Below are 17495 nucleotides of genomic sequence, written 5' to 3' on the forward strand. Positions count from 1 at the left end.
ATTCCCCATGTGAGAGTAGCACATCGCCAGACTCCTAATTCTCTGAGAAGAGACAGAAACCCGTACGTGCTGCGGGTTTTTTTATGCCTGCGATTTACGGCTAAAATAAATTCGAGCGACTAATCCCTTTTTGCTCTACATTACTGAAATACTTATTTACATATTAGCTACTCGGGTAATTTTTATATGGTGCATAATTAGAGTAAGGCAATATTGTCTTTTAAATAGTATTAAGACAGATAGATGACAAAAAAATAAAATCATAAGAGGAACTTATGCGTAGATTGAGGGATATTATTAGAGTAAGGGCACTAATAAGTGCTGCATTACTTCTTAGTGTTTCTGCTATTACAAGTGCAGCAAACGAGCTCAAAATTGATTTTGAGAAATTTCAATTAGATAACGGATTAACTGTTGTAGTCCATGAGGATAGGAAAGCTCCCGTTGTCGCAGTTGCAGTATGGTACAAAGTGGGTTCTAAAGATGAGCCTGCAGGGAAAACTGGTTTTGCGCATTTGTTCGAACATTTGATGTTTAATGGGAGTGAAAACTACGACGATGAGTGGTTTGGGCCTCTTCAGGAAGCTGGTGCCACCGGTATGAATGGTACAACAAATTTTGATAGAACAAATTATTTTCAAACGGTACCCACTCCCGCATTAGATAGAGTTCTGTGGATGGAGTCAGATCGTATGGGGCATCTTTTGGGAGCTATCACGCAAGAGAAGCTCGATGAGCAGCGTGGTGTTGTGCAAAATGAGAAACGCCAAGGCGAAGATCAACCTTATGGTGGTGTTTTTGAAAGAGTCTTTACCAACCTTTTCCCAACAGGACATCCTTATTCGCATTTACCTATAGGGTCAATGGAAGACTTAAATGCCGCGTCGCTAGAAGATGTGGAGTCTTGGTTTAAGAAATACTACGGTGCTGCGAACGCAATCTTAGTACTTAGTGGTGATATCAATGCTGAACAAGCTAAGCCTATGGTAACTAAATACTTTGCAGATATAGCGCCAGGTCCTGCATTAACTAAGTGGGACGAATGGGTACCTAAACGCAAAGAAAACTCTCGGGAAACAATGCAAGATAAAGTACCGCAGACACGAATTTACCGTATTTGGGTGTCACCACAAGACACAGACGCTGCAGCGACTGATTTATTTGTGGCGGCAAGCGTGTTAGGTGATGGTAAGAACTCTCGGATGTACAAAGAATTAGTTTATGAACAACAAGTTGCTACTAGCGCATCAGTGTTTAACTATGAACTTGAAATGGCATCAGTTTTCGGTGTTATAGTCGATGTAAAAGACGGTGTAGATCCGGCATCTGTTGAGTCCGAAATGGACAAAATTATTGCTCAATTCTTAAATAAAGGTCCATCAAAAGATGAAGTAAAACTTGTCGCAACAAAAACGCGCGCAAGTATTGTACGTGGATTGGAAGAAGTTGGAGGCTTCGGAGGAAAAGCAGATACCTTAGCTCGTGGTGAGATGCTTGCTGGCGATCCTGCATATTTTCAAACTGAGCTTAATGAGCTAAATAATGCAAAGCCAAAGAATGTACTAAAAGTAGCTCGCGAGTGGTTAGGTGACGGTTGGCATCAAATAACTGTTGTTCCATTGCCAAAATATGCCGCTGAATCAGAGGGTGTTGACCGGAGTACAGGGCTACCTGACATAAGTGCAGAAACGACTTTGAGTTTTCCAAATGTGGAGAAAACAACGCTTTCTAACGGAATTAAGGTTGTCCTAGCAAAACGCTCTACAATTCCGGTTGTTGAGCTATCTGTTCAGTTTGACGCAGGCTATGCGGCGGACGCGACTGGTAAATTGGGTTTAGCAAACTTTACCTCTAGGATGTTGGATGAAGGGGCTGGGAAGTATGATGCTTTAGAACTGTCCGCGGCATTAGAAAAATTGGGCACAAACCTATCTGTGGGGTCAAACTTAGATACAACTTCCGTATCAATGTCCATGCTAAGAGAAAACACAAAAGCTTCTTTGTCGATTTTAGGTGATGTATTGCTTAGACCATCTTTTGAACCTGATGAAATAGAAAGGCAACGAAATTTGATTTTGACAGGTATCGCACAGCAAAAAGTACAGCCAGTATCTATTGCACTGACCGTATTACCGCCTTTAATTTATGGAGAAGGACACGCTTACGGATTGCCCTTTACGGGGACAGGGACCGAAGAAGATGTAGCAGCAATTACGCGTGATGATTTATTAGCATTTAAAGATAAGTGGATGAGGCCAGACAATGCAACGATTTTTGTCGTGGGCGATACAGATTTGGCTACCATTAAACCTATGTTGGAAAAGTCTCTTGGCAAATGGAAGTCAAAAGGAAGTAAATCGAGTAAGAAGATTGAGTTGGTTGATTTGCCTGACAAAGGGCAAGCTATTATTATTGATAGACCCGGTTCACAGCAATCATTGATACTTGCTGCGCATCTTGCCCCGCCTACTGGTATCGAGAATAACATCGCGATAGATGCAATGAATGAAACCCTGGGTGGCGCATTTACCGCTAGAGTAAATATGAACCTAAGGGAGGACAAAGGCTGGGCGTATGGGGCATACACGTTTTTACAAGAGGCAAGAGGTCAGCGCCCATTTATGGTTTATGCCCCTGTGCAAACCGACAAGACAGGTGCGTCGTTAAGTGAATTGCTGAAGGAGCTAAATGCTTATACAAACGAAAAGCCACCAATGGAGATTGAATTAACACGCGCAAGGCTTGATCGCGTAAGATCGTTGCCTGGTCAGTATGAAACGTCTAGTGCAGTATTGGGGAGTTTACTTTCCAGTAGCCGTTTTGGACGGCCTTTCAATTATCCAGAAACATTAGTTGAGAAATACAACGCACTATCGTTAAGCGATTTGGAACAGGCAGCAGCACAAGTATTGCATCCAGATAAGCTTACTTGGGTGATCATTGGAGATGCTAGCTTGATTAAAGATGAGGTGGAAGAAGTACTTGGCGCAGCAACGGTTAAAAGTATTGACGATCTTTAGCTAATATCGAACTTTAAAACGGAAAGTGAGACTGAGAAATCTGTCTCACTTTCATCTCCTAGAGTTAGTATTAAATCGACTATATGGCTTGCTTGAATTTTTTCGTCAACTGTAAAATTGCTACGCAAACAGCCCCGACAATTATACCAAATACAAATACACCAACTAACTCGACCATATTTTGTATCAACCAATTGTTTGGCAATGCCGCAAGCATATCTATTTGCATGTGGTGTAAGAAGTTAATGCTGTGTATCACAATTCCCCCACCAACTAAAAACATTGCGGCAGTGCCAACAAAAGACAGCATATGCATAAGTTTTGGTGCCAAAATTAACAAGCCTCTGCCAAATGCTCTTTGCAGCGCATTAAAGTTGCCAGAAACTGATTTTCTTAACAACCATAAACCCATGTCATCTAGTTTTACAATTAGTGCCACGAAACCATAAACTCCGATGGTAAATGCTACAGCTAAAAGAGAAAGTACGGTAATTTGTGTAGTAAAATCTGAGTCCCTTACCGTACCCAGTATGATAACGATAATTTCTGCTGACAATACAAAGTCTGTTTTTATCGCACCTCTTATTTTTTCATTTTCAAATTTTGCTATATCTTCTGCGTTGAGAGAGTTGCTTAAATCAGCTTTGTCTAGTGCGCTTGAGTTAAAGAATTTGTGAAAGAGTTTTTCAGCCCCTTCGAAGCATAAGTACAATCCGCCTATGACAAGTAGTATGTTAATCAACCAAGGTGCAAAATAGCTTATCAATAATGCACCCGGTACCAGTATTAGTTTATTTAAGAATGAGCCTTTTGCTACTGCCCAAACAACGGGTAACTCTCTATCAGCTTTTACACCTGACACTTGTTCTGCATTTAGTGCTAAATCATCGCCGAGTACCCCGGAGGTCTTCTTTGCCGCGACTTTTGATAGCACAGCAACGTCATCAAGTACACTTGCGATATCGTCTAATAAAGTTAATAAAGTTGATCCAGCGATGATACGCTCCTCATTAAAGTGTCAATGTTATTTGAATTTTTACAGTCAGGGCTAAGCAGCATGCATGATGCGCAACGTATTTAAACGAAATAATGTAAAAACTCAAAGTAAAAATAAAAATAGTAATTTATTTGTAAATGTAGCATGTTATCAGTAAAAAAACTGTAAGCTAAGTACTAACAAGGCTACTGCTTTTATATGAGGTCAAATGCTCGCGCTCAGCAATATCATAAAATCGTTTCAAAATGGTGAAGAAACAGTGACGGCCATCAATAACGTAAGTTTGACTATCCAAGAGAACGAATTCGTCGCCATAATGGGGAGTTCTGGATCAGGTAAATCTACACTAATGAACGTATTGGGCTGCTTAGATACGCCTAATTCCGGCATCTATATGCTAAATAACGAAGATGTTGCCGCAATGTCAGATGATGCGTTGTCAAAAATTCGCAATAAGCACATTGGGTTTATTTTTCAAACATTTCACTTGTTGCCAAAATTAGATGCCTTTGAAAACGTTAAGTTGCCGTTGCGCTATTCGGATATTGATGAAAATGAAGCTGACAAACGCGCAAATGTGCTTATTGATAGAGTTGGTCTATCTCACCGCAAACATCACAAGCCGTTTGAGATGTCAGGAGGACAACGACAACGGGTAGCTATAGCAAGGGCATTGATAAACCAACCGTCTGTTATATTGGCGGATGAACCAACAGGTAATTTAGACAGTAAAACGTCTAATGAAATAATGGAATTATTAACGGAATTACATGAGCAAGGGCAGACAATTGTTATGGTAACTCATGAAGATGAAATAGCAGAATATGCGCAGCGTGTTGTGCATATGAAAGATGGCGTAATTATTTCTGAATGATAGATAAGTCGATGGGCATTATGACTCAAAATAGAGGCAATATTATGAAAGGTTTATTTCTCCAGAGGTATTGGTGTCGAAACATTGGACACCGAAAACCCGTATTAGTATGCATCCTGATGGCTTTTTCTCATATGCTTTTGGCCGACGAGTTGATACTCACTGGCAGTGTTAGCTCTTCTGCTAAACAAATCGTAAATGCACCACAGGGGAGTCGTTGGCAAATACAAATTCAATGGATGGAGCAAGAAGGAAAAATTGTCGAAAAAGGGCAACCTGTTGTTGTCTTTGACGGCGCGGCCGAACAAAATCAGCTAATCAGCAACGAAGAGAATCTAGAGCGTTTAGAGTTAGAGCTTAAACAGTTGAAAATCGACCAAGCGCAAAACGTCATTGATGCTGAAGGGCGTTTAACCATTGCTGAAATGCGAGTTGAGAAAGCAATGATTGAGGCGTCGGTGCCGTTAGGGGAAGTAAGTGCATATGACAAAGGGCAATATGATTTAGCGCTCCAACGAGCTGTATTAGAACAAGTTAAAGCAGAGGAGGCGTTGGCAAGAGCCATTAGAGAACAGACTGCTGAATTAACAAAGAAACAGGTCGACATCTTAAAAACAAAGGAACAAATTCTATATTTAGAGGCAATAATGAAGCGCCTCAAAGTGACTGCCGAGTATACTGGTCCTGTGAACTATGCGACACACCCTTGGTATGGAGAGAAAATTACCTCCGGTATGAATGTAAGGCCGAGCTGGAAAGTCTTGGATGTTCAGTCTACGGATAAATTCCAAATTGAAACGTGGGTGCATGAAATAGACGCAGTAGGTTTGAATGCGGAAACTGAAGTCTCTATTGTATTCGACGCCTACCCTGGAGAAACGTTTAATGGTCATATTGCAAGTTTATCGCGTCAAAGTGAGGGACGCCCTCAATGGAGTAAAAGCGCATACTTCCCCGCTATTATAGTGTTTGATGATACTCCTGATGTGGAATTGCTCCCAGGTATGAGTGTTCGGATACACGTGAAACGTGGAGCGGAAAATGCGTAAATCAACACTTATGAACAAGCTTTTAATCTCCTTTCTCTCGCTGAGTTTTCTGCAAGCATGTACTTTGGACAATGAGATTGCGTTGGAAGATGAGAGTCGTGAATATGCCGTGCAAGCGCCGGCAGAGCTTGTTTCTTTGCAAGAGATATCGATCTCTCCGCCGAATATTCCGCGTACATGGGAATATAAAATTGAGTATTTGGCGCGAGAAAATTCATTGGTTAACAAGGGTGATTTATTAGTGCGTTTTGACGGGCAACGCTTAAATACTGATTTACTAGAGCGAAAAAGTCGATTGAGTGCTGAACAAAAAGAAGCTGAAAAAATAGAGCTGGAAAGTAGTGCAACGCTTGAACAGTTAACGTTGGATCTTGCTGAAGCTAAGAAGAATATGGATATTGCCAAACGAAAGGTTGAAATCACCGATGTTTCCCGTTCGGACATCGAGCGCAAAAAACAACAGGCTGAATATAAGATAACTACTGAATTGCATAAACAAGCAATGCAACGCGTTGAGCAACATAAAACATCGATGCAAGTCAGCGCGCAAGTACAGAAGGCAAAGGTAGATAAAGCGGAGTTTCGAGTTCGTCAAATTGAGGAAAGCATTGAAAAGCTTACGATTACAGCACCGACCTCTGGCATGGTAACGCTAATCCCGAATAACGATGACGATAAACCCGCCGTTGGCGATACAGTCTTTATGGGCTTGAGGATAATCTCTCTACCATCGCTTGAAAAAATAGCCGTTAAAGTGGAATTTGATGAATCAGTGACGTCTAGTGTTACTCTGGGGGATGCCGTTAGAGTCACTTTAGACGCATACCCTGAGCGCCCTTTTAGTGGGCAAATCAGTGAGCTTGGGCAAGCGTATCGATATAAGTCAAAAAACAACATGAAAATAGTTTTTGATGCTTGGGTGATGTTGGATGAACTAGATTTGGACATTATGCGCCCAGGGATGAAAGCGACAGTTGAACTAGCGGACAGTCAGATATGAGGCTTGCTTATTTTTGCTTTACTATAATATTCCTAGTTACTGCATGCGGAGAGCAACAGCAAGAAAGCATCCCCACTTTTGTTGTTAAAGAAACACCTTTCAGTATTGAAGTGTCTGGCTTCGGAGAAGTTGAAGCGGCACAATCTCAAAAAATATTGAGTCCAGGGCGCCGTCCGATGACGATAGCTTGGCTGAAAGATGAGAATAGCTACGTAGAAAAAGGTGAAGTAATTGCTCGTTTCGACGCGCAACGGATCCAGCGGGATAGCCGTGAGGAAGAGCTTGAGCTACTCAAATTAGAGCAAGATATTTTAAAAAGTGAAGCAAAACAACAAGAACAAAAACAAGAAGTGGAGTCAGATCAGGACTTTGTAAAGCATGAATTTGATTTTGTTGATCGTTTTGCAATCGATGACCTCCGTATTTACTCTCAGCTGGAAATTATCGATACATTGGCTAATCGAGATTTTCTAGAAGCAAAAGATGGGTTTTTGTCATGGAAAGAAACCAGTATTGATGAGCAACACGATAGTCAAATGGCCGTGTTGAATATTAAAAAGGCGGGTGTAGACACTAAATACCAACAGCTGAAGCAAGCACTTACTAGCTTGGAAGTGGTTTCTCCATACTCTGGTTTACTTATTTATCAGAAGGATAGACGAGGAGAAAAACCCACTATTGGACAAACGGTTTTTCCTGGGCGAGCTATTGCAGAGATCCCAAATTTAGAAAATATGCAGGCAAAAATTTATGTGCAAGCTAACGAAGCAATTGATCTTAGTGTCGGTCAACGAGTTGAAATTCAGTTAGATGCGTTTCCTGATAGCATATTTGTGGGCGAGTTAGTGGATGTATCCGGATTTCCACGCAGTATTGAACGGGGCAATCCTGTGACTTACTTCGAGCTTATTGCCTCGATAGAAGAGCAAGATCGTTTCAAAATGCAGCCTGGTCGCAAACTTAGCGCTAACATAACCGTCAAAACTGCGTCTGAAACATTAGTTGTGCCTTTGCAGACATTGCATCATAAAGATGGGGAGACATACGTTTATGTTAAAAAGGGCAGTGTATTTTTGAAACAGAAAGTACAAAGTGGAAGAAAGAATCTATATCTAGTCGAAATAACCGACGGTATTTCGGAAGGGGACATTGTCGCTTTGAGTCAACCGCCACTAGCTAGAGTGGGAGAATCTGAGTGATTTCACAGTATAGTGTACTTATTGTCGATGCAGTTAAAGAATTATCTGCCCAAAAGTTAAGGACGTTTTTGACTTTACTAGGCATGATTTTTGGTGTCGGTGCAGTAATTGCGATGTTAAATATTGGCGAGGGAGCAGAGCGCGAGGCATTAAAACTAATCGATTCTATGGGTGTAAACAATATTATCGTTAATGCAAAAGACTATGATGGTGGTGAGCTTGTGGAGATTCGTGAAGAATCCTTAGGCTTAAATTTAGGTGATGTTGAAGCAGCACTCGTTACTCTGCCATTTGTTGAAGGGTACAGTGCCTCGAAAGATATAAATATTCATGACTTGTATAGTGATTATGCTAAAAGTAGTGCAAGTGCATTGGGCGTAACAACCTCATATTTTAAGAATGGGAATTTGCGTGTTGACGTCGGCAGGATATTATCTGCAGAGGACAATAAATCACTTTCACAAGTTGCAGTACTCGGGGCGGACGCTGCCAAAGAGTTATTTCCTGAACTATCTAATGATACACAAGATATTATCGGGAAATTCATAAAATTGAATCATGTTTGGTTAAAAGTAATTGGCATTTTACGTGCGCCAGAAGGCAGTAAAAACGAGTTTCAAGGTGTAAAAATTGGCGGTGATCGCTACACTATTTTTATACCATTAAATACTAGCACAAAAAAATTTGCTAGAGGCCTCCTAGCAAGTGAGCTGGATAGTATTAAGCTTAATATTTCAACGAAGACAAACCCAATGGTTGCTGCTGAAGCAATTGATAGCTTAATCAAATTACGTCATGGGGGACTCGATGACTATGAACTGATTATCCCTGCTGCGTTATTGGAACAACAAAAACAGACGCAACAGATCTTCAATATTGTGATGGCGTGTGTTGCCGGGATATCATTGCTTGTCGGAGGGATTGGCATAATGAACATCATGTTGGCGAATGTGATGGAAAGGACAAAAGAAATAGGTTTACTTAGAGCTGTCGGCGCCACCCAAAATGACATTCGTCGTCAGTTCATTGCTGAGAGCTTTACAATATCAGTATTAGGCGGTGTGTTAGGTATTTTTTTCGGCTTAGTTTTGTCTGAAATTATCGGTTTTTATTCTGGATGGGCCGTAAGTTGGTCAATGCCTGCAATTTTCTTGTCCATGGGAATATGCATGATTGTAGGCGTAGGTTTTGGTGTGTTTCCAGCAGTAAAAGCATCGAAATTAAATCCAATCGATGCCTTACACAGTGATTAATGAAACAGTGACTAATATGCAAAATAGAGGCTAGAACAAAGAACGCCTACATCCACGCAGGTTTGTCTCGCTCTACAATTAATAAGCTTTCATCAATTAAGTCTGCCGCAATAGTATCAGGTACATACGGAATGCTATGAGCGCCTGATGCTAGTACTAGTTGGATCGTGGCAAGTTTATGTGGCCGCATAAATATAGTCTGTTTGTATTTAGTTTGTTGGACTTTTTGTATGGGGAATATACTGTAATTTTTTCCAAGCAAGCCTTTTCTAATAAACACAAAGTTATTGCTAAAGTGGTAACCCCAGCGAAACCAGCGCAGTACTGATAAACCAAACATCAACATAATTGCAAACGTGACACTTAACCAACCGATAGCCGTAAAGTTCGCCAAATAGGCGACGCATACTAAAGCAAGAATAAGGGGAACTACTGGGAAAATCATAAGTCGCAAGATGTAGCGTGTACTAACGTGCTTATATTGTTGTTGATTGACTGAAGACTGCTTAAAAACGTCGGCAATTAAGTCATCAGATTCTGAGAGAGTAACTGACGGCACAATGAGTTTACTCGCGTTATTCAATTGTGCACTTTGATTGGCCCCCGATATGCCAGAACTATTTTGTTCCAATTTAATGTTTGCTCGCCCTATTAGAATGTCCAGCCAGTCTTGTTGTTGAGTAGCGACTTGAATCCTACTGGTTTTCATACTGACTTCTTGCTTTGTAATTAGTCCGCTACGTTTAATATAACGCTCATCTTGTTTACTTAAGCGATAGTTATAAAAAACAAAGATAGATCCAATCACTGAAATCAATACGACAAATAGCATAATAAACATTACTACCGATAAAATATGCAGAACAAACATACCTAAACTCTGGGAGTTATAGTCAATGTAACCCGCGATATCAAAGCCGATGGCTTCCATGACGGTACCAATATTTTCAACAATTGGATTATAAAATGGTGCTGCTGCGCCAAGTAAAATCCATATTCTATTATTTGTGATTCCGTGGATCACTAAGTCCATAATGGAACGTGTGTTTAGTACTATTTCATCATCAATAGACGGTGTATTATCAGTCCGTTCATTGGTGTTATTTTCCGAAGCTTGACGCGTATACAATACTTTAGCTTTCAACGCTTCAGCATTTTCCAACTTTAAAGCAACAATGTTAGCTTCTTTGGAAGCAGAACCCGCCGTTTCCAATTCAACCATGGCATACTTGTGAAAGCGGTAGTAAAAAGGTTGTTCAATTTTAACGTTTTGAATTTTTTCGAAGGGTAAGTCAAGGTGTGACTTTTGTATAAGGCCCTGCCTGATCTCTATTCTTTCATCACTTAGGCGAAAAGCATAAAAGAGGTATTTTAAAACCGCTGAGATTAAAAACAGAGCTATAATAATAACAATCCCCGCCATTACATATTCTATATGCTGTTTTAATTTTTCAGACTGAAGCAATGCGGCTGGAATGAGATAAACTAAACCATTTGTAATAAAGAGATATAGCGGTTTAAAGAAAAAATATGCAATGCCGATTGGTGCAACTTTAGCCCATCGTTCTTCTTGTAATTCATTGCTATTTGTTGCTACATCACTAGTATCATTCATCTAGGGTTAAATCCGTATGATCAAGAATAAATGAACGAAGTTTTATTGCAGTCTCATGTTCAAGCCCTGGAATATAAAAGGTGTGATGAGCGCCACCAGCACTAAAAACTTGAAGTGTTGCAAGACCAGCTTTTCGTTCTATCGGGCCCCGTTTTATTTCAATATGCTGAATCCGCAAAATTGGTTGGCTAATGTGCTTTCTAAAAATAAGTCCAGTTTGAAAGTGCAAATCATGCTCACGAAGCGCATAGCCTTTTTTGGGATCTGCAATAAAGTGATAAATAAAGTCCCACAAACCCAGTATCGCAATTGCCAGCAAAATCCAATAAAAACTGTCATGGTAACCTGTTGGCATAACGAAGAACCATTCGAGCTTCAGAAAGCAAGGTATTAGCATTACAAGTAAAGTAAACACACATGAAGTTATAAGGTTGATTTTTCGGTATTTTGGAGAAAGCGAACTTACGTCAATGTGGGTTAAACTTATTTCGTGGTTAGCAACAATATTATTTGTGAATGACATAAGACCCCAGCACCATTTTTACAAACAGTTAACCCTATCAAGAAAAATATGTCTAGGATACATTAATATCCTCTTACAATTTGGTCACGTCCATTTTCCTTCGCTTTGTACAGTGCATCATCCGCCTTTCTGAGCGCATCGCTGACTTTTTCATCTTTGGATGGTTCAACAATGCCAACAGAGGCAGTTGTAGCATCACTCAATTGCAGTTCAGCGCTGATTTTTCGGATTCTTTCTGAAAATACGTTCAGTAGTCGTTCTCCTTGTTGCACCGGCGTTTCAGGAAAAATAAATAGGAATTCTTCGCCACCAATACGACCTATGCTATCTGTTTTCCTAAAGCATTCTTGCGCCATTTTCGCAAAGGATTTAAGCACTTCATCACCGGTTTGGTGGCCATAATTATCGTTAATTTTTTTGAAATAATCTAAATCGACAATAGCTATACAATAGGCCAAATTGTTTCGCTTAAACATATCGTGTTGAAAAGACAATATTTCGAATATCCGTCGCCTTGAATATAAATCTGTTAGATGATCTCTATGTGCTATTTGCTCCAAGTTTTTTCGATGTCCTCTCGTACGGATAAACAACAAAAAGAGTAAAATACTACTTAAAAATAGTAGCACCATAATTACTGAGTATAGCTGCGTGAGCATCGTCCGGTTTTCAATTTCTGTTTCTTGGGATTGATTTTCTTGTTTTAATTTGAGGTTTTCTTGCTGTTGCAGACGTAATTGAAAGTTAGTATGCATATCTAAGATACGTTTTATTTCATCGATAGGTTGGTTAAGTTCTCTACTCGCCAATATATCTTTCGTTAATTTATATGCTTGCTCAAACTGACCAAGAAAGCTTAATAATTCGGCTCGTTGTATATGTAATCTTTGCAATAGCGTAAATGGTGCTGACTGATTTTGTATCAGGTCAAAGGCAGTAACCAGATGTTCTATGGATGCATCTACTTCTTCTGAAGACAAATATGCTGCACTCATCAACAAATGCAAATCTGCTAATTCTACTTTATCTTCAGGAGGTGACATTTCTATTGCGTCTTTAACGTATTTAATCGCTTGGGTACTGTTGTTTGAAGTCAACGATATCCTAGCTTTGTATTTATAGATCCTAGCTGAAAGTTCTAAATTATTGCCGCTCTCTAATAACTTTTCTGCTTCGAGAAGATGGTTTAACGCGGTAATATTGTCATCTACTGAAATATAACTATTTGCGGTTAATACCAATGCTTCAGAGAGTTGAATCGGTAATTCAAGTTGTCTCAATATTGTCAGTGCTTTTTTTGCATAACTCACGGCAATCGTATGTTCGTCCCTGTCTTGGTGGATACGAATGATTGATAGTGCTATTTCAGCGGCCTTAAAGTCATTATCTACAGTATTTGCTAATTGGAAACCAAGCTGTAAGTCTTGCAAAGCGTCAATATTGGCCCCCATTAACGCGTCTATTCTTGCTCTTTTCTGTAGGCGGTTGATTAAGTTGATGGTGCCAAAGTCGACACTACCCTGCTCAATTGCGTTCGTTATGGCTTGACGCGCATCAATAAATTGCTCTGAAATGACGAGTAGATCGCTTAGTTTTTCATAAAATATTGCGCGCAAAGGCTTTGCGTTTTCCAGTTCGCCTGCATAACTCGCAGAAATACCTGCTTTGAGTTTTTCCGCGGCTATCTGGATGCGGCCTAATTGTTCGTATGCCTGAATCGATATAAAAAATGATTGAAAATCACTTACTGTGCTAAAACTATGGGTTTGATTACTGTTTACGTAGTTTGTGGGATTTTTTTGCATCTCCGCATATAGCGTTTGATAGCTGCTACTAAAAAAATTGTTCCCAGTCGTCGTAATTGTGTCGGCTGATGCGCTTACACACATAGCTATAAACCATGTTATCGCTAGCGACAATATAGTGTGATATCTGCGCATATTATTTTGGGTACCTTTCAGAATTGATCCTAGTATTTATTTGTATTGGTTATTTTTCTACTTTACTGCTTATACAAGGGTGTGTTTTTATGTAACATAATCAAGTATAAAGCATTAAATAACCAGAAATTTAGGAAATCAAACGCTTGCATCCTCTCAAGTCCCATCATACGTTTGGCCTTAATGCATCATGCAATGAAATTACGACAGTTGAAAGTCTTGATGGTTTATTAAAAACACTAAATGAGTTAGAAAATCAGTCATACATGTTTATCGGGGAAGGCAGCAATACAGTTTTTGTCGATGATTATGCCGGAACTATTATTGTCAATCATTTAAAAGGCATTTCGTTGTTTGAAGATGCGGATTTTTATCACTTGAATGTTGCGTCCGGTGAAAATTGGCATGAATTTGTTGTGTATTGCACTGAGCGGGGCATACACGGGTTCGAGAATTTGGCGTTGATTCCAGGCACTGTTGGTGCCGCGCCCATTCAAAACATTGGCGCCTATGGTATTGAAGTTGAAACATTTATTCATAGTGTTGAGTTTCTTGATGTTGCGACAAACATGCTTGGTTATTTTAATAAGAAAGAGTGTCAATTTGCGTATCGTGATAGTGTGTTTAAAAAAGACCGACAAGGTGAAAGAATTATATTAGCAGTAAATTTTGCCATCCCTAAACATAACATTACGGTAGCGTCTTACGGACCACTCTTGCAGCTCAATGAACCTACTCCCCTTGATATATTTAATACTGTTGTTAAAACGCGAAAAGAAAAGCTGCCCGATCCTCAAATAATGGGGAATGCCGGAAGTTTTTTCAAAAACCCAGTTATTGCGCTTCATCACTATTTAAGAATACAAAATGATTATCCTGATATTCCTTGCTATCCAGCTGAAAGTGGCAACGTAAAGGTACCTGCGGCTTGGTTGATTGATACTTTAGGTTTTAAAGGAAAACAATTGGGAGGTATTAAATGCCACGACAAACAAGCACTCGTGCTGGTGAATTTAAGTCAGGGCAGTGGTCGCGATTTACTCACTCTGGCGCGAGAAATAAAATCTGCGGTGGCTGAATCATTTGATATTATGTTAGATAATGAAGTGAGATTAATAGGCCGTGATGGCTTCGTGTCGTTGTAAGTGATTTATGAAAGATAAAGTAACCACCAATCGCATTAGAGTTGAAATTGTTAAAGCACTAAAAAACGGGGAGTTTGTCTCAGGGGAAAATTTAGCGAATGCCCTATCACTTTCAAGAAGTGCAATTTCTAACCATGTTAAGGCGCTGTGCGCTTTAGGTTTAGATGTCTTTAGCGTTAAGGGGAGAGGGTATTGCTTGCCTCAGCCTATATCCATGCTAGAGAAGTCTGAGATAACGACAATACTCAACTCTTCCTCTGCAAACGAATATATACAAGTACATAATATAGTGACGTCTACAAATGACATCATAAAGCAACGATTGTCGGAATTGCAAAATGGTGCGGTATGTGTTGCTGAAGCGCAGACGGCTGGAAGAGGGCGACGAGGGCGTCAGTGGGTTTCCCCTTTTGGCGCTAGCGTATATATGACAATGTTGTGGCGATTCGAGTCCGGTTATCAGTCTATGGCAGGCCTTTCTTTACTTGTGGGCATTGCTGTAAATCGAACCATTGCAAGTATGGGATATACCGGTTGCCAATTAAAGTGGCCTAATGATGTTTATGCCAACAATAAAAAGTTATGTGGCATATTGATTGAGGTGGAGGGGCAAGTCGGCGCATCTACCGATGCAATAATAGGCATCGGGATCAACGTTAATTTACCTACATGCATTGATAAAATTGACCAACCTTATATCGACTTATCTCAAGTACTGGGGCAGAGTGTAGATAGAAACTTAGTTACTGCCACTTTGATCCAACATTTGTGGGACATGTTGCCTATCTTCGAAAGTGAAGGTTTGATTCCGTTTTTATCTGAATGGGAAATAGCGGATTTATATTATATGAAAGCAATTGTGCTTCAATCTGGAAAACAGCAAGTACAGGGGATTTGTCGAGGCATTGATAAAAGCGGCGCCCTTTTAATGGAAGTTAATGGTCAAGTAAGAGCATTCCATGGTGGTGAAATTAGTGTTAGGCAGTGTTAATTTACTGATTGATATTGGCAATACAAGCGTAAAGTATGCGCTGTATTCTCCTCAAACACCTTTGCATGCGTTGGACGTTGCACGCGCCCCTTTGATGGAATTGGTTTCCAAAGCGATGATTGCGGACCACATTTACGTTTGTAATGTAAAGGAAAATTCGACACTTATTGATTTCATGCAAGAGCTCGATGCAGTTAAGCATAAAATTACAATAGTGAACACAAAGGCTGAGGCTTTCGGAATAAAAAACAGCTATAGCGACGTGACTAAAATGGGCGTCGATAGGTGGATGTGCATGTTGGCATGCCGGGCACTTGAAAGTAAAAATTTTCTGGTATTCCATGCGGGTACAGCCATTACATGCGATGCTGTCGTGGGTAACAAACATTTAGGCGGCTGGATTTGTGCTGGATTTATGATGTCTAGAAGCGCCGTCGTAGCAAATGCAGATAAAGTGAATGACAAGCAAAGTAGTTTGGCTACCTTAAGGTTTGGAAATGATACTGGGGACTGTGTTGCTAACGGCGCGCTAGCACAACTTATTGGTCTTGTTATGAGTGGAAGTAAACAGTTTTCGTGTGAGTGCAAAGATTACACTATATATATAGGTGGCGGAGATGGCCGTTTACTGTATGAAAACTTGCCATCTGAATTACTTTCCAAAAGTAAATATTTCGAAAATTTGGTGCTGATTGGCCTCGCATGCGTTGCTAATAACGCGACGTAGTTATTTTGGCGCTGGTAATTACATCTATTTTTGTGTGTTTATTCGTCATTCAAACAAAAAACAGAAAAAAACTGTATTTTTTTGCAAATTCCTACTTGCAACGTCGTAAACCTTACTCTAGAATTCGCACCCACTTGATGCAGTGCCGGCTTAGCTCAGTTGGTAGAGCAACTGACTTGTAATCAGTAGGTCGCCAGTTCGATTCCGGCAGCCGGCACCATCAATCTCCGGAGGGGTACCCAAGCGGTCAACGGGAGCAGACTGTAAATCTGCCGGCTCAGCCTTCGCAGGTTCGAATCCTGCCCCCTCCACCACTTTCTCTAGAGGTGGTCAGAGAATAGCGGATTGCGGGCATCGTATAATGGCTATTACCTCAGCCTTCCAAGCTGATGATGTGGGTTCGATTCCCACTGCCCGCTCCAGATAAGTTTGCTGATATAGCTCAGTTGGTAGAGCGCACCCTTGGTAAGGGTGAGGTCGGCAGTTCAAATCTGCCTATCAGCACCATCTGGCTATTTCATAAATTTAATTAAATAACTTTGCTAGGAAAATAGACATGGCAAAAGAAAAGTTTGAACGTACAAAACCGCACGTAAACGTTGGTACAATTGGCCACGTTGACCACGGTAAAACGACACTAACAGCGGCAATCACTACTGTTCTAGCAAAGACTTACGGTGGTGCTGCACAAGCATTCGACCAAATCGATAACGCACCAGAAGAGCGCGAGCGTGGTATCACTATCGCAACGTCTCACGTTGAGTATGACACGCCAGAGCGTCACTATGCTCACGTTGACTGCCCAGGACACGCCGATTATGTTAAAAACATGATCACAGGTGCTGCTCAAATGGACGGCGGTATCTTAGTAGTAGCAGCGACTGATGGCCCAATGCCACAGACACGTGAGCACATCTTGTTAGGTCGTCAGGTTGGTATTCCATACATGATCGTATTCATGAACAAATGTGACATGGTTGACGATGAAGAGCTACTAGAACTAGTAGAAATGGAAGTCCGTGAGCTACTAACAGAATATGAATTCCCGGGTGATGATTTACCGGTCATTCAAGGTTCAGCGCTAAAAGCGTTGGAAGGCGACGCTGAGTGGGAAAAGAAAATTGTAGAGCTAGGTGAAGCCCTAGATTCATACATCCCAACA

At 40.5% G+C, this 17495-nt stretch carries 14 protein-coding genes and 4 tRNA genes; 14 read left to right on the forward strand and 4 right to left on the reverse strand.

Annotated features, from left to right (window positions below; all coding sequences use genetic code 11):
• Nucleotides 1-275: 275 nt before the first annotated feature.
• Complete coding sequence (locus QQK00_RS01570; protein ID WP_284215734.1) at nt 276-3020, forward strand: M16 family metallopeptidase; 2745 nt, start codon at nt 276-278, stop codon at nt 3018-3020.
• 79 nt (nt 3021-3099) lie between these two features.
• On the opposite strand, the gene QQK00_RS01575 is transcribed toward QQK00_RS01570, so the two are convergent.
• Nucleotides 3100-4017, reverse strand: a complete 918-nt coding sequence (locus QQK00_RS01575) for a DUF808 domain-containing protein (protein WP_284215748.1) — start codon at nt 4015-4017, stop codon at nt 3100-3102.
• Between the two features lie 208 nt (nt 4018-4225).
• Here QQK00_RS01575 and QQK00_RS01580 point away from each other — a divergent pair, with 208 nt between their 5' ends.
• From QQK00_RS01580 to QQK00_RS01600, 5 genes are read left to right on the forward strand one after another with little or no spacing between them, the layout of a single operon-like run.
• Complete coding sequence (locus QQK00_RS01580) at nt 4226-4891, forward strand: ABC transporter ATP-binding protein (RefSeq protein ID WP_284215735.1); 666 nt, start codon at nt 4226-4228, stop codon at nt 4889-4891.
• A 44-nt stretch (nt 4892-4935) separates the two neighbouring features.
• Nucleotides 4936-5940 (forward strand): HlyD family secretion protein, encoded by a 1005-nt coding sequence (locus tag QQK00_RS01585; protein ID WP_284215736.1) that lies wholly within the window; start codon nt 4936-4938, stop codon nt 5938-5940.
• On the forward strand, nt 5933-6940 hold the full coding sequence (locus QQK00_RS01590) for an HlyD family secretion protein (protein ID WP_284215737.1): 1008 nt from the start codon (nt 5933-5935) through the stop codon (nt 6938-6940). Before QQK00_RS01585 ends, QQK00_RS01590 begins: the two co-directional genes overlap by 8 nt.
• The gene (locus QQK00_RS01595) at nt 6937-8139 is read left to right on the forward strand and encodes an efflux RND transporter periplasmic adaptor subunit (RefSeq protein WP_284215738.1); all 1203 of its coding nucleotides are present in this window, start codon (nt 6937-6939) and stop codon (nt 8137-8139) included. The genes QQK00_RS01590 and QQK00_RS01595 overlap by 4 nt, the downstream gene beginning before the upstream one ends.
• Nucleotides 8136-9392, forward strand: a complete 1257-nt coding sequence (locus tag QQK00_RS01600) for an ABC transporter permease (protein WP_284215739.1) — start codon at nt 8136-8138, stop codon at nt 9390-9392. The genes QQK00_RS01595 and QQK00_RS01600 overlap by 4 nt, the downstream gene beginning before the upstream one ends.
• Before the next feature lie 46 nt (nt 9393-9438).
• Here the strand turns inward: QQK00_RS01600 and QQK00_RS01605 are convergent, their stop codons facing one another.
• The 3 genes from QQK00_RS01605 to QQK00_RS01615 form a co-directional block, all read right to left on the reverse strand.
• Nucleotides 9439-11007, reverse strand: a complete 1569-nt coding sequence (locus tag QQK00_RS01605) for a PH domain-containing protein (protein WP_284215740.1) — start codon at nt 11005-11007, stop codon at nt 9439-9441.
• Nucleotides 11000-11530, reverse strand: a complete 531-nt coding sequence (locus QQK00_RS01610) for a PH domain-containing protein (RefSeq protein ID WP_284215741.1) — start codon at nt 11528-11530, stop codon at nt 11000-11002. The genes QQK00_RS01605 and QQK00_RS01610 overlap by 8 nt, the downstream gene beginning before the upstream one ends.
• A gap of 62 nt (nt 11531-11592) precedes the next feature.
• Nucleotides 11593-13470 carry a GGDEF domain-containing protein gene (locus QQK00_RS01615; protein ID WP_284215742.1) on the reverse strand — a complete coding sequence of 626 codons (1878 nt, stop codon included), beginning with the start codon at nt 13468-13470 and terminating at the stop codon, nt 11593-11595.
• Between the two features lie 146 nt (nt 13471-13616).
• Here QQK00_RS01615 and murB point away from each other — a divergent pair, with 146 nt between their 5' ends.
• The 8 genes from murB to QQK00_RS01655 form a co-directional block, all read left to right on the forward strand.
• Nucleotides 13617-14615 carry a UDP-N-acetylmuramate dehydrogenase gene (gene murB / locus QQK00_RS01620; protein WP_284215743.1) on the forward strand — a complete coding sequence of 333 codons (999 nt, stop codon included), beginning with the start codon at nt 13617-13619 and terminating at the stop codon, nt 14613-14615.
• Nucleotides 14616-14622: 7 nt separating this feature from the next.
• Entirely contained in the window at nt 14623-15606 is a 984-nt protein-coding gene (gene birA, locus QQK00_RS01625) for a bifunctional biotin--[acetyl-CoA-carboxylase] ligase/biotin operon repressor BirA (RefSeq protein ID WP_284215744.1), read from the forward strand.
• Nucleotides 15575-16333, forward strand: a complete 759-nt coding sequence (locus QQK00_RS01630; RefSeq protein WP_284215746.1) for a type III pantothenate kinase — start codon at nt 15575-15577, stop codon at nt 16331-16333. Before birA ends, QQK00_RS01630 begins: the two co-directional genes overlap by 32 nt.
• A gap of 144 nt (nt 16334-16477) precedes the next feature.
• A tRNA-Thr gene (locus QQK00_RS01635) sits at nt 16478-16553 on the forward strand.
• 9 nt (nt 16554-16562) lie between these two features.
• A tRNA-Tyr gene (locus QQK00_RS01640) sits at nt 16563-16647 on the forward strand.
• Nucleotides 16648-16680: 33 nt separating this feature from the next.
• Nucleotides 16681-16755 (forward strand) — tRNA-Gly (locus QQK00_RS01645).
• A gap of 9 nt (nt 16756-16764) precedes the next feature.
• A tRNA-Thr gene (locus QQK00_RS01650) sits at nt 16765-16840 on the forward strand.
• 49 nt (nt 16841-16889) lie between these two features.
• Nucleotides 16890-17495 (forward strand): GTP-binding protein (locus tag QQK00_RS01655; RefSeq protein WP_284215747.1); only part of this gene is annotated, 606 nt, incomplete at its 3' end.

The organism is Agaribacter marinus (assembly GCF_030160655.1).
Lineage (GTDB): Bacteria > Pseudomonadota > Gammaproteobacteria > Enterobacterales > Alteromonadaceae > Glaciecola > Glaciecola marina.